At 35.2% G+C, this 13,562-nt stretch carries 15 protein-coding genes; 4 read left to right on the forward strand and 11 right to left on the reverse strand.

Annotated elements, in window-relative coordinates; translation table 11 throughout:
• Positions 1–124: 124 nt before the first annotated feature.
• The 4 genes from C794_RS16940 to C794_RS20890 all read right to left on the reverse strand — a co-directional run bounded on the left by C794_RS16940 (position 125) and on the right by C794_RS20890 (position 4,023).
• Positions 125–811, reverse strand: a complete 687-nt coding sequence (locus C794_RS16940) for an ABC transporter ATP-binding protein (RefSeq protein WP_017798361.1) — start codon at positions 809–811, stop codon at positions 125–127.
• 6 nt (positions 812–817) lie between these two features.
• Positions 818–1,885, reverse strand: a complete 1,068-nt coding sequence (locus C794_RS16945; protein WP_017798362.1) for an ABC transporter permease — start codon at positions 1,883–1,885, stop codon at positions 818–820.
• A gap of 229 nt (positions 1,886–2,114) precedes the next feature.
• Positions 2,115–3,608, reverse strand: a complete 1,494-nt coding sequence (locus C794_RS16950; protein WP_017798363.1) for a peptide MFS transporter — start codon at positions 3,606–3,608, stop codon at positions 2,115–2,117.
• Positions 3,609–3,879: 271 nt separating this feature from the next.
• Complete coding sequence (locus tag C794_RS20890) at positions 3,880–4,023, reverse strand: hypothetical protein (RefSeq protein WP_017798364.1); 144 nt, start codon at positions 4,021–4,023, stop codon at positions 3,880–3,882.
• A 134-nt stretch (positions 4,024–4,157) separates the two neighbouring features.
• Here C794_RS20890 and C794_RS16960 point away from each other — a divergent pair, with 134 nt between their 5' ends.
• The 3 genes from C794_RS16960 (at position 4,158) to C794_RS19970 (ending at position 5,899) form a co-directional block, all read left to right on the forward strand.
• Positions 4,158–4,358, forward strand: a complete 201-nt coding sequence (locus C794_RS16960; protein ID WP_017798365.1) for a helix-turn-helix transcriptional regulator — start codon at positions 4,158–4,160, stop codon at positions 4,356–4,358.
• On the forward strand, positions 4,355–4,822 hold the full coding sequence (locus C794_RS16965) for a hypothetical protein (RefSeq protein ID WP_017798366.1): 468 nt from the start codon (positions 4,355–4,357) through the stop codon (positions 4,820–4,822). Before C794_RS16960 ends, C794_RS16965 begins: the two co-directional genes overlap by 4 nt.
• Positions 4,823–5,095: 273 nt before the next feature.
• A complete protein-coding gene (locus C794_RS19970) occupies positions 5,096–5,899 on the forward strand; it encodes an N-acetylmuramoyl-L-alanine amidase (RefSeq protein ID WP_017798367.1) in 804 nt (267 codons plus the stop codon).
• A 104-nt stretch (positions 5,900–6,003) separates the two neighbouring features.
• On the opposite strand, the gene C794_RS16975 is transcribed toward C794_RS19970, so the two are convergent.
• A complete protein-coding gene (locus C794_RS16975) occupies positions 6,004–6,426 on the reverse strand; it encodes a pyridoxamine 5'-phosphate oxidase family protein (protein ID WP_017798368.1) in 423 nt (140 codons plus the stop codon).
• A gap of 167 nt (positions 6,427–6,593) precedes the next feature.
• On the opposite strand from C794_RS16975, the gene C794_RS16980 reads away from it, so the two are divergent.
• Positions 6,594–7,256 (forward strand): lysoplasmalogenase, encoded by a 663-nt coding sequence (locus C794_RS16980; protein WP_017798369.1) that lies wholly within the window; start codon positions 6,594–6,596, stop codon positions 7,254–7,256.
• Positions 7,257–7,470: 214 nt separating this feature from the next.
• Here C794_RS16980 and C794_RS16985 read toward each other — a convergent pair whose 3' ends face one another.
• The 6 genes from C794_RS16985 to C794_RS17010 all read right to left on the reverse strand — a co-directional run bounded on the left by C794_RS16985 (position 7,471) and on the right by C794_RS17010 (position 13,515).
• On the reverse strand, positions 7,471–8,718 hold the full coding sequence (locus tag C794_RS16985) for a YeeE/YedE family protein (RefSeq protein WP_017798370.1): 1,248 nt from the start codon (positions 8,716–8,718) through the stop codon (positions 7,471–7,473).
• 256 nt (positions 8,719–8,974) lie between these two features.
• Positions 8,975–10,501 carry a D-alanyl-D-alanine carboxypeptidase/D-alanyl-D-alanine endopeptidase gene (dacB, locus tag C794_RS16990; protein WP_017798371.1) on the reverse strand — a complete coding sequence of 509 codons (1,527 nt, stop codon included), beginning with the start codon at positions 10,499–10,501 and terminating at the stop codon, positions 8,975–8,977.
• 213 nt (positions 10,502–10,714) lie between these two features.
• Positions 10,715–11,077 carry a hypothetical protein gene (locus C794_RS16995; RefSeq protein WP_017798372.1) on the reverse strand — a complete coding sequence of 121 codons (363 nt, stop codon included), beginning with the start codon at positions 11,075–11,077 and terminating at the stop codon, positions 10,715–10,717.
• Positions 11,077–11,613 carry an acyl-CoA thioesterase gene (locus tag C794_RS17000; RefSeq protein ID WP_017798373.1) on the reverse strand — a complete coding sequence of 179 codons (537 nt, stop codon included), beginning with the start codon at positions 11,611–11,613 and terminating at the stop codon, positions 11,077–11,079. Before C794_RS17000 ends, C794_RS16995 begins: the two co-directional genes overlap by 1 nt.
• 314 nt (positions 11,614–11,927) lie before the next feature.
• Positions 11,928–12,803 (reverse strand): LysR family transcriptional regulator, encoded by an 876-nt coding sequence (locus C794_RS17005; protein WP_017798374.1) that lies wholly within the window; start codon positions 12,801–12,803, stop codon positions 11,928–11,930.
• Between the two features lie 154 nt (positions 12,804–12,957).
• On the reverse strand, positions 12,958–13,515 hold the full coding sequence (locus C794_RS17010; protein ID WP_017798375.1) for an NADPH-dependent FMN reductase: 558 nt from the start codon (positions 13,513–13,515) through the stop codon (positions 12,958–12,960).
• Between the last annotated feature and the right edge of the window lie 47 nt (positions 13,516–13,562).

Below are 13,562 nucleotides of genomic sequence, written 5' to 3' on the forward strand. Positions count from 1 at the left end.
ATGTTCAACCCAGTTCACCAAGAACATACCTCCATTACTGCTAACCTTCATCCCAACTCGTAATAACTTCGTATAGCATACATTATACGAAGTTATACGAGTATGAGTACGGTTTTTCTTATTATTACTCAGGTTGTAATTTTGATTGTAATTCCATTTTTCCATCTGTGATTTGGTACACCTTGTCACAGTCATCTATCAATCTTGTATCATGTGTTACAACGATTGTGGTTGTGTTTTTTTCTTTCGTAATTTCTTTCAACATACGCATAACCTCAAATGCACGATCTGAATCTAACGAGGCAGTTGGTTCATCAGCAAGTATAATGCTAGGATTTGTATAGAGTGCTTTAGCAATAGCAACACGCTGTCTTTCTCCGCCAGAGAGGTCGCTCGGAAAGTTCTTTAGTAAATGATCAATTCCTAAAGATGTGTATAATTGCTCTAACTCTTCTCCTTTTAAATTATTCTTTTTTACTTTATCTAATAATTGCATTTGTTGTTTTATATTTAAAAATGGTACAAGATTTGAAGCCTGTAATACAAAGCCTACTTCTTTTAAACGAACTTTGGAACGTTTTTTCTCATTTAGTTCAGTTATCGGGGTTCCATTTATATATACATCACCATTAGATGGGGTTTGCAATCCACCTGCTATGGTTAAAAAAGTACTCTTTCCAGATCCAGATGGGCCAATCACTGCAATGAGTTCACCTGCTTTTGCTTCGAAATCCGTTTGCTTCATAGCCTCCACTTTTGTATGACCAGAACCAAAGACTTTTTGAACATTTTTTAGTTGTAAAATTGTCATCGTTATTTAGCCCCCAATCGCTTTCAATGGATCTATTTTTACTATTGTTTGCACCGATATAAATGCTCCAATAACCGAAACAAGAATGAGAACTACAGCATAGACAAACATGTCAAGATAATTAAACGAAACTGGTACTTCTGGTGGCAAGAAATAACCTGTAAGAATGGTAAATACTAGACCAATGATTACCCCCGCTAACGACAGGAGAAATGTTTGTGCAATCACAGATTTTGCTAAATAACGAGAAGAAATACCCTGTGCTTTCATCACGCCAAAGATGCTTACTTTTTGAATGGTCAATACATATAAGAATATAGCTAGAATAACAGCAGATATAACAAATAAGAAATAAATCATGAAAGATAGTGTTAAGTTTTGCTCCGTATAACCAGGAAGATTTTCGATAAATGTTTGGGTATCAACTACCTGTAGTTCTTCATCTACAGCTACTTCATTCAAGTTATTTGAACGGACCACAAATGCATTTACTTGTTCGCTTCCCTGCTCGACTGCTTCTCCATATTGCAACGTTTGTAATGTCTCAAAATCTGTATACAAAACAGGAGCTGCATTAAATCGAGCACTGTCAGTAAAGCCCACAATGGTTAACGTTTCATCAATTGAAGAAAGCGATAATTCATCTCCTACCGCAAACCCTTCTTGTTTAAGGGATTCATCTGCAATCACTTCACCTTCATCAGCAAACTCTTCTCCTTCTGTCACATTTGGCATAATAAACTCGTCTTTATGTATTCCAAATATGAATGTATTGGCTTTATTATCTCCATTGCTTGCAATCGCACTTTGTTGTCCTAATTCAGCATATTCCTCTGAACCATCTCCTTGGTAATCATCCGCTTGTATGACGGATTGTTGTAATCGCAAATCAGATTCTTCCGTAAGAATAATACCGTCTGCTTCCCATTTATCGACTGCTTCTTTATTTAAATCCTCTAATCCATTGGCCAGACCAGATAAAAAGAACACAAGATAAGAAACAAGCATTAATACTCCGATAACAAGAGTAAATCGAAGTTTATTATTTTTAATTTCGTTCCATGCTAAAAACATCTACGTACCTCATTCCTATTCTTTTTAGTAACATAATATAGTTTAATCCTTTCCTTTTATTTATGCTAATTAAACATTTCTTAGTATACTTATTCGTCATGTTAACGATAGTACCTATCCCTCAATTGTTCTGCAAACCCCAAAAAAACCGAACTACAATTTTCAAATGATATGATTGTAGTCCGGCTCATCCCTTTTTGTTATTTATATTTTATCTGTACCTTTAAATTTAATTTACACCTTTCATAAACACATGGATTTTCTTAGACATTAGATATAATAATACTCCTAGAAGTATAGCAATACCTCCAATTACACCAAAATACACAACTTCTGTTTCTGGAGTATACAGTTTTACAATTTGCGCATTAATTGCTTGTGCAGATGCATTGGATAAGAACCATAAACTCATTGTCTGAGCTGAGAAAGCATTCGGCGCAAGTTTTGTTGTCGCTGATAATCCAACTGGTGATAAGCATAGCTCACCAATAACTACTAAGAAGAAACTTAAAACTAACCACATCGGATTAACTAAACTATCAGTTCCATTCATTGTCGCTGGGAAAAGCAACACTAAGAAAGATAAACCTGCAAATAGTAGTCCAACTGAGAATTTCTTCGGTGTTGAAGGTTGTCTTTCACCTAGCTTCACCCAAAGTCCCGCAAACATTGGTGCCAGAACAACAATAAATAATGGATTTAGCGATTGGAACCAAGAAGATTGTAATTGAATTCCTAAAAAGTTCAAGTCAGTTCTCTTATCAGCGTATTCTGCTAAAATAATCGAACCTTGTTCTTGTATTGCCCAAAACATTATTGCCGCAATAAACAACGGGATATATGCAATTAAACGTGATTTTTCATCTGCATCCGTTTTCGGACTACGATACATAACAATAAAGTAAATTGTAGGAATTAATACACCTAGAATACTAACTACATACGTGAATCCATTAATCGTTAAAATTCCTGTTGGTATAGTTATTAATCCTAAAATAGCAATTACCAACGCACCTAACCCAATTCGTGAGAATACTTTTTTCTTCTCATCTCTTTTAAGTGGATTCGGTACATACGTTCCAGCAAGTCCTAAATATTTTCTTTTCGTAACTATAAACACAATTAAGCCAATTAACATACCAATTGCAGCTATACTAAAACCTAAATGATAATTATATTCTTGACCTAAAGTACCAACGACTAACGGCGCAATTAATGCTCCCATATTGATACCCATATAGAAAATACTGAAACCAGAATCGCGTCTCACGTCTGTGGGGCTATATAGTTCTCCAACAACACTTGATACAACTGGTTTTAATAATCCAGTACCCACAATTATTAAGAACATAGAAATAAATAATCCTGTAACTCCAGCTGGTAGTGCTAAAACAATATGACCAGCCATAATAAGTACACCGCCATAAAATACGGTTTGTTGATTACCTAGTAATCGGTCAGCGATCCAACCACCAATAATTCCTGACATATATACTAATGAACCATAAATAGCCATTATCGATTTCGCTGTGGCATCATCCATTCCTAAGCCGCCACTAGAAACCTCGGTATACATATAATAAAGTAATAGTGCACGCATTCCATAATAAGAAAAACGTTCCCAAAATTCAGTGAAAAATAGTGTAAAGAGTCCTTTTGGATGTCCAAAGAATCCTTTCTGGGGAACACTTTTTACTATTTCTTCTTTGCTGTACTGTGACATTTTCCTAATCTCCTTTTACATACTTCTGAATTGACTGACAATTAACTTTTTTACAATAGAAAAATAGTACACCTATCAAATTAAGTCGTCAACCGCTTTAGAAGTATGCAAAATTTACTAAAATAACAAAAATATTTTACTCTTTATCCATTTTCTATTTAGTTAAAATAGAATAAAATCCCATCTAATAAGGTTGTGTTCGTTTTCATTCAAAAAAAAGACAGGTGACTTAAAAATCACACTGACTCTTTTAACTGTAAAAATTTACATGTTATTGTTTTCTACTTTTATACTCATTTGGAGTGCCCCTTTGATCTTCACTATGATTTTTAAAAGGGCTTTTTCTTCCGTTACGCTTTTCTCCAGAACTAGAATTCTCCTTGAATTGATTATTATTGTTATGTTTTTCAGACATTTTAATCTTCCTCCTTTATATCCTCAAATCTATTTTCTTCTAGCGAACAGTATTTATGCATTTATTGACTTGCCAATAAATGCAATATATAATTTACATAAGGAATATATGTATTGCATTATAAGGAGAATGATATGGTCAATCGTGTGAAATTAACTCGAATAGAAAAAGGTATAACGCAACAACAATTAGCAGCCCGAACAGGTATAACAAGGCAAACAATTGGATTAATAGAAAAAGGGCACTACAACCCGACTCTACAACTATGTATTAAAATAGCAAAAAATCTAGATGTAACGTTAAATGATCTATTTTGGGAGGAGAATAACTCATGAATTCGTGGTTAAATGTATTTCTGCCTACAGATGAATACAAAAAACAAAGAGTACTATATTTCTTAGCTGAAGGTGGTAGTGTATTAGCTTTGTATTTAATACTTATGCTGATTTTTATGGAGTTCGTTACAATAATAGAGTGGAATTCTTTATTAATTTTATGGATTGGTTTAATCATCTTCTTTTTTTATGTATTTGCAAGATATACTTTATCGGGTATTGAATACACGGATATTATGACAGCTTCTCAGCTTAACAAATCCAAAAGAGGACTTCGTAAAAAAAGCATATTTTTTGGAACTTTTATGATTATAGGCCTCTACATAACTCATCTTATTGGATTACAAAATGGAGATTGGTATGACCCCCTCGGAGTCGGAATATTAGCAGGATTTTTTATGTACATATTTGAATTAACTTCACTTAAACGATCTTATCGAAAGAATAAAGACCTTATCGACTAATCTATATACATAAGAAGCAGATTCTTTATGCAATTAATAATTGCAAGGGAATGATTTTGTCTCATGGTCTTCAGTAATTTCTTTCTTATTCTATAAAGGTACAAATGTAAATTGATAATATTTTATATCTTTCCTTCTTTTTTAGTATGTCCGTCGATTATAGGAATGATAAATGTGGATACACTGGAGTGGATTTATACGACACTCATGTTGTTTGTCCACGCTCTTCTATTTATCATCCATATACTATAATCGAGAGGAGGAAAAGAACTAATGAAACTATACCTTGATCCCGGACATGGTGGTAGTGATCCTGGAGCTACAGGTAATGGACTACAAGAAAAAACGATCAATCTAGATATCGCTATACGAATACGAAATTTATTACTCTCTAATTACAACAATGTATCTGTAAAAATGAGCAGGACAACAGATAGTACAAAAAGCTTAGCTCAACGAACAACCGAGGCGAACAATTGGAATGCAGACTATTTTCTTTCTATTCATTGTAACTCCTTTAATGGTTCAGCTGATGGCTACGAGGACTTTATCCACAATAGTCTATCGGATCAATCGATCACTGCTAGATATCAAACCATTATTCATGAAGAGGTAAGTAAAGTTAATCAACTGCGAAACCGCGGTAAAAAGAAAGCAAATTTCCATGTACTACGCGAATCCTATATGCCTGCGCTTCTCACAGAGAACGGTTTTATTGACCATAGCGGCGATGCAGCAAAATTACGTGATTCTTCATGGCGACAACGTGTCGCACAAGGTCATGTCAATGGATTGGCTCTAGCTTTCCAACTTCAACCTAAGAATAATACGCCTGATCCTTCTCCATCTAACTTTTATAAAGTAATTGCCGGATCATTCAGACAACGAGATAACGCAGAAGAACGTGTAGATCTTCTATCGGCCGAAGATATGGAAGCAATTATTGTACCAGTAACTATATCTGGACAACAGTGGTATCGTGTTCAATCCGGTGCATTTCGTGATCGCGACAATGCTAATACTAGAATAAATCAATTACAAGAACTAGGAATTGAGGCATTCATCATCAACGAGTAAAAAACAACTGGAGCACTATTGAATAAACACTTCACTATCTTACCTCCAAATGTAGATAGTATTAGTAGATATTCTATTAGTCGCTTTCCAGTTGTTTTTTTATTTTATAGATGGAGTTCTTTTGGTGACTCTCCTTTTTTATTCATAACTCGAATCGCAGTTGGTTCCACTTTTAATAAAATATAAGAAGGATCATCTGGACCGGAGAAATAAGTCTTCATATCTTCATTCCATAATTGCTTTTTTAATTCTGGGCTGGTTTCAAAAGAAACTTTTCCCTGATATTCCACATACTCATCCCCAAATCCTTCCCCTTCATAACCAATCAATATATGTGTCCAAGGGTTTGATTCAATTTCATCTACCTTATCTGTTTCTTTATCTGTCGCTGTATATAGAGTTAATTCACGATGGAAGTATAGCATATAACGAGAATGTGGTTTATCATTCTTCACCGTAGCCATTGTACCGATCGGACTTTCACTTAAGATTTGATCTACTTTTTTCCTTATTGATTCTTGACTCAACATAAACACTCCTTATACCAATTATATGTAATAGTATGCCTACAAAAACAAATTTTCATGAATTATTTTCGTTTCTAACTGGAAAATATTTGTTTATAAAAAAGGATATTCTCTTCTTCTCTAGAAAAGATAAAGGTAAGTAGTTTTTGCATAGAGGAGTGTTCATTATGGTATTGTATCGTCTTCCCATATTAATTCTCACAACAAGTATTGTTTATATATTTATTTCTCCATCAGAACCATTTGTCTTCAGCTTATTTTTTAAAGTAATACCAATGATTCTAATCATTATTTATGCTACAGAGCAAATGCCCCCCGAAAAAAACGCGACGCATTGGTTTATTCTTATTGGCTTATGCTTTTGTATTATTGGTGATGCTACTCTACATTGGTTTATCATTGGTTTAACAGCATTTTTACTTGGTCATGTAAGTTATACGTTAGGTTTTATTAAACAAAGGAATTATTCTTTGAAAAAAGGTATAGCTATTATCCCGATTACCGCATTTGCAATTTGGATGGGTATACAACTCCTAACTTCGCTTCAAGAAAGCGGGCAACAGCATCTTATTATCCCAGTTATTGCCTATATCACTATAATAAGTACCATGGCATTTACAGCGATTTTGACAGGAAATCGTTGGGCAATTATAGGCAGTATACTATTTCTGATATCAGACTCTATTCTTTCTTGGAATATGTTTATCTCTTCTTTTTCAATTGCAGGGGATTTAGTAATGCTTACATACTATAGTGCGCAATTTTTAATTGCCCACAGTTTATTCACAATCGTACCGGGAACGGGCAATACTAAACCAATCATTTGGTAAGTATTACTGAAGACAAAGGTTCTAACGCCTGTATAAAAACGTAGCAAGCGGGAAAGTCTTATTTATCTAAGGACGATTTCGTAAAGTTGCCTAGGAGGCGCTTGCGAGGAAAGTGGCTGATTCAGGTATTTAAGTATCTGTAGCACACAAATTTATATTTCCAATCCACTAGAAAACCCCGAGCATTCATGCCCGGGGTCTATAATTCCATTCCCTAACAAAACTGATCATTCTTATTCGGATTCATCATACCAAATAATGGCCGCAGGAATAATGCCACACCGGTTCCTAACAATGCCATGATTGCCCATACCCAGCCATGAAGACTGAATGAGGAGATTCCACCGAAATAAGCTCCAATGTTACAACCAAATGCTAGACGAGCTCCATAGCCCATTAGTAATCCGCCAAAGATAGCAGCTCCTGCTACCCCTGGTTTAATTTTACGAGGCTTAAAATTACCTTGCGCAGTTACTGCAATAAATGCTCCTAAAATAATTCCAAAGTTCATTACACTTGTAGAATCCATCAATACGGATTGAGAAAGTGCGTTTGCTGCATCCCCTGAAAAATAACCCCAAGATGACACATCAATACCAACCGCTTGTAAGGTTTTACCTCCCCATAAAGCAAATGCAGAAGTAATTCCCCAAGGTGTTCCGCGTACAAGTAGGACAAGTGCGTTTAATGCCGCTAAAATTACACCAGCGATAAATAGTGGCCATGCTCCACGGAAGACAAGCTTCCAACCTTTACCTTTTGCTAAAGGCTTCATTGCTGGTGGATTTTTACGTTTCGCTACGATTAGCGTAATCCAATAAATCAAACCAAACAATAGAAGTTGGACTACCCAACCTCCAAAAAATCCTAATCCTGTCGATTCAGCAAGTGAAATCGGTGGTAAGGATGGAGTTTCTGTCCAAAAAGGTAAATGGTATGCACCGAGGGTAGAACCGATAATGAAAGCAGTTAGTGTAAGAATCATTGAAGATGCTCCACCACCTAGGTTATACAATGTGCCTGATGCACAACCGTTACCTAATTGCATACCAATTCCAAATAAAAATGCTCCGACAAGTACACTCACCCCTACTGGTGAAACATACCCTTGTGGCTCTACACCTGTAAAACTAAAACCATTACTTAAAATAATTGCAAATAATGTTGTTGAAACTACAAACATCAGAAGATGCGCTTGAATACCTTGAACATTACCAACAGATGCCAGTCTTCTAAATGCTGAAGTAAAGCCAAAACGAGCATAAAGTAATGTTGCACCTAACGCTAATCCTAAAATAAATAATACGCCTTGTACCCAGTCAGCAGTTATTACTATTGCTGATAATAGAATAATAGATACGATAATCCCTAATATAAGAAGGGGCTTTTGCATAGGATTTAGGTCCGCTAAAACTGTTGTCTGTTTTTGCGTAAAACTTTTTTGTGTTACGGATTGCTCCATCGAAAACCCTCTTTTCCAATTAATTTACTAAGGATTAAGGATACACGATTTATTTTGAAATGTAAATAGCTTTGCTTGGCCTAATTTCATCACGTTTAGATAAAAAAAGTTTTAATCAATCAATTTCATAATTAATATATCTGGTGTTTGAATGAAACTTAGCAATTATGAAATTGACTCACATACAAAAAGCAAATGAAATATACACCTCTAGAGGGCTATTATTTCACTTGCTCAGTAACATCTTTTATATATTTTAAAATTCATGACCTGCTATCGTATTTACAATACTATCTTCAATACTCCTTATTGTAGCGCTTGAACCAAGAAAGTTATTAATAAGTATAGAGAAAATAACTTCCTCCCCATCAGCCGTTGTTACATATCCCGATAATGTAGATACTCCTGTAATCGATCCCGTTTTTGCAATTGCATTTTCTGTTGCATGGCTATCTGTCATTCGATTTCGGAGTGTGCCACCAATCATTCTTTCTGGATGTCCAGCTACCGGTAATGCTGTTTGAAAAGAAGTAAACCAATCTTTATCTTGAATAACATACAGAAGTTCCGATAGTTCTACTGCAGGAATCAAATTCTTATGCGACATTCCTGAACCATCTCGTAAAAGAATAGTATCCATGTTCAACCCCAGTTCACCAAGAACATCCTCCATTACTGCTAACCCTTCATCCCAACTGCCTTCGTCCCCAATCATTTTTCCCATTTCTTTTACAAGTGTTTCCCCATGTCCATTATTACTTAACTTCATAAAGGGAACTAGCAGTTCTTTTAACGGCATGGATTCTTTAGCGACAAGAACTTTAGCAGAAGCAGGAGTTTCTTCAAGACGATCTTTAGATTTACCAATAAACGTTATTCCTTCATCTTCTAAGGTTTGCCTAAACACACTAATAACATAACTTGTTGGTTCCCAAACAGATGCCCAAGATCGGGATAGCGATCCGTCTTTTGGCATCTCTCCTTCAATAACAATTGTATTGTTTCCGTGTTGTCGTTCAATTGAAATATCTTTCTCTTCTCCATTAGCGACCATCTTGGTTTTATTCTCAATGGTAATATAATTATTTTCTGGAGTTACTGTTACTTCTGCTTTCTTTCCTTTTTTACTAGGACTGACCTCAACAATAACCGTTCCTGCATCATAATCATCATCAGGTGACATCGTTAATGCAGATACCTGCGCTCCCGTGTAAAACGGTTCATCTGACCAATTTAAATCTTGAGAAAGACGAACATCATCATACCATGTGTCATCTCCAACTAAATCACCTTTAATTTTTTGAATGCCTTGTTTCTTTAACTCTTTGGCGAATGCTTCAAGATCAGATTGTAGTAAGGTAGGATCTCCTTTTCCCTTCACATAAACATCCCCATGAAGGACCTTCCCACGGATCTTCCCCTCCGTAAGCACTTCCGTTGTAAAGCGATAATCAGGACCTAACGTTTCCAATGCCGATGCAGCAGTTAAGATTTTCATATTGGATGCCGGATGTAAACGAATATCACCATTTCTAGAAAATAACTGATCACCATTCGCTGCATCCAACACACTAATCCCTGTAACGCCACCTTCTAGATTAGGATTATCTAAAATGACGGCTAATTTCTCTTCTAACGATGCATCTTCTAGTTGTGTAATGTCCGTTTCGTTTGTTGCATCAATCTTTGTTTCAAGTTGTGGATAAAATAGCAATAACCCACTAATTATTGTAATTAATCCAGCGAGAACGACTAATTTACTAACAAAGGCTTTACGATTCATGGACACACACCCTTCTTTTTTAATATTCTAATAATTATATAACATTTTCCAATTCACAAATAGTTATTCTAAGTAAATATGTCCTTTTGAACTAGAAAAAGAATTTGAACAGGACTATTTCTTATTAACAAACACTCTATCGTCGTAAGCCAATTTATCTATAAACCAAAAAAACAGCTACCTTACACATGTAAGTATAGCTGCTTCGGTCAATTATAATACTTCTGGCCCCACAAGTTTTTCTGGTTTTACTCCAAGGATTAATTTGCATATAGCTCTGAATCCAATTCCTTCATTTGCAGAAAAGAATTCTAAAACACTAGCAGATTCTTGGTTCTCTTTAAACGCATCAATTTCCCGTTTATATAATTCGATAATATGGTAAGGAACTTCCGCATTCTCAAGAGAAGATTTTCCGATTAATTGTTTGCCAAAATATTGATAATCAACGCTCAACTGCCGCGTTAGTTGTACTAGTTCAACTAAACGCTGATATAGTTTTGGCTGTTCATTCTGTATTTGCATTAATTCACCTTGCACTTGTATAACATCTGAAATAGATATGGAAATGACCATTATTTAATCCCCTCTTTATCTAAACTCCACGGTTTTTCCATAGAAAGATGGTTGACCAGTTGTTTATTTTGATCACGCTTTAACTTACGTATCTTTGCCCTTTCTTCTCCTGTTTCATATAGATATTTTTCTTCCGCTGTTTCCGGAATAACATCTGGTACAGGTATTGGATGTTTATGCTCATCCAATGCTACGAACGTCAAGAATGCTGTTGTTGCGATACGTCGTTTTCCAGTCAACATATCTTCTGCAATCACTTTACAAAAAATTTCCATTGAACTGTGTCCTGTATATGCCACAAATGATTCGATACATATTTTATCGCTTTGCATGATTGGCTGAATAAAGTTTACTGCATCTGTTGAAGCCGTAACACATTCTTTTACGCGTGAATGACTACAAGCGGACAATGTAGCACAGGCATCTAGTTTTTTCATCAGTACGCCGCCAAATAATGTGTAATAGTTATTTAAATCATTAATCAACACTTGATCGTTTTGAATAATTCGTGTTTCACTCATCTTTCTAGACGTCATGGTAGATACACCTTTCTATAGGTTTTCTATTAAGCTTACTACTCCATTGTAGGTGCCTGTATCACTATATGTACAATGCTGATTGCGAATTATAACATTACAAAATTGCATGTAAGCGTTATTTTTTATATTCGTTGAAAAATACACTTGGTCAATAATGGCGGGATACTTCAGATACACCATATATGAAAACACTATGAAGGTATCAAGATAGTACAGCGAAGACCTTGATTACAATATTTAGTAATCAAAGGCTCGCCAAATGTCCAAAGTGCAGTAAATATTTGTGGAGTGGTCTCATTTATATACCTTTTCTAAAGATTAGCTTTTACAAAACGAATAAATTCTCGATGCATATATAATGTATCCATGCCTTTTCGCCAAATAAGCGCAAGCGACCATTCTATTTTCAATTGATCAAGCTCGATACTGACAACATGTCCTTTTAACTTAGTCAAAGTACTTTCTGGTAATAGGGTAATTCCTAATTGCGAAGCTACCATTTCTTCAACAAAATCTAACTGTGTTGTCTCTGAAGAAACATTAGGTTCAAATCCCACTTCCCTACATGCTTCATATACTGTATCTCTTAAGGCAAAATCATTACTAAACATAATAAAATTTTCGTCTTTAAGGGAGGATAGTTTGACTTTATCTTGATTGGCTAATAAGTGATTTCTCGAAACAACTAAGCGAAGCTGTTCCTGACCTAAAGAAAGATAATCAAATGATTGATGTTTTGTAGGAAGATAGACAACTCCAAAATCAAGTTTCCCTTCCATTACTTTTTCTTCAATTCTTTTTGAACCATCTTCCATTAATTCGAAGGTTACATCGGGGTAACTTTGGTGAAATTCTGCCATAATAGTTGAGAAGAATGCAATATTACTAACCGTTGGTAAACCTATACGTAGATGAGCTTTCTTCCTGCCCGTTAGCTCATCTAAATCGGTTTGCATCGATTCATACTCATCAATTATATTCTTTATATACGGATAGATTACTTTTCCAGAAGATGTGATTTGCAGTTGCTTTCGTGAGCGAATAAACAATCCCGTTCCTAGCTCTTCTTCTAATGATTTGATTATTCTACTCATTGCTGGTTGTGTAATATACAGCTTATCAGCTGCTTTTGTAATACTTTTCTGTTCAACTACTGTAATAAAGCAATGCAATTGCTTCATGTCCATCTTTACCGCTCCCTTAATTTTACATATGCCTTTCTTTTTACCATACGAAAGCTCTCCGGTAATGTAAACCTTTTTTCTAGACGTAAACTACGTCTAATCAATCAAAACAAAAAAATAGCAGGGATACCTGCTATTTTTTTGTTCAAATTATATGTTATCCACGTAATGGTTTTAAAGCCCCTGACCAAGCAATTACTTGATCCAACATTTCGTTTGCATTTACATGATGAAAATCAGCTGGTTTAAACACACTCATATTTTCAAAGTCTGTCATAAGTGAGAAAGTAACTGCTGTACGTACGTCTGCCACTTGTAATTCACCAAGAATTAAACGTAAGTTCTCATGTGCACGCGTACCTCCCAAGCTACCGTAACCTACAAAGCCAGCAGCCTTATTGTGTACTTCCGCTTTTAGATAGTCTGTTGCATTTTTTAGTGCTCCACCAATTGCATGATTATATTCTGGTGTTACAAAAATATATCCATCAAATGATGCCATTTTTTCTGACCAACTTTGAATTGCTTGAGCTGCCTCCTCTTGATCCGATTCTTTTATTGCTGCTCCTAACATCGGAAGTGGATAATCAGCTAGATCGACTATTTCATAAGTTACTTCATCATTACGATTAGTTGCAAAATCATACATCCATTTGGCCACTGCTTCCCCATTACGACCTTGTCGTACACTTCCTAAAATAATTCCTATTCTCATCTATACTTCCCCCAACCAATTTATATTTAATTAAACATTTATTAATT

The sequence above is a fragment of the Oceanobacillus kimchii X50 genome (assembly GCF_000340475.1).
GTDB classification, from domain to species: domain Bacteria; phylum Bacillota; class Bacilli; order Bacillales; family Amphibacillaceae; genus Oceanobacillus; species Oceanobacillus kimchii.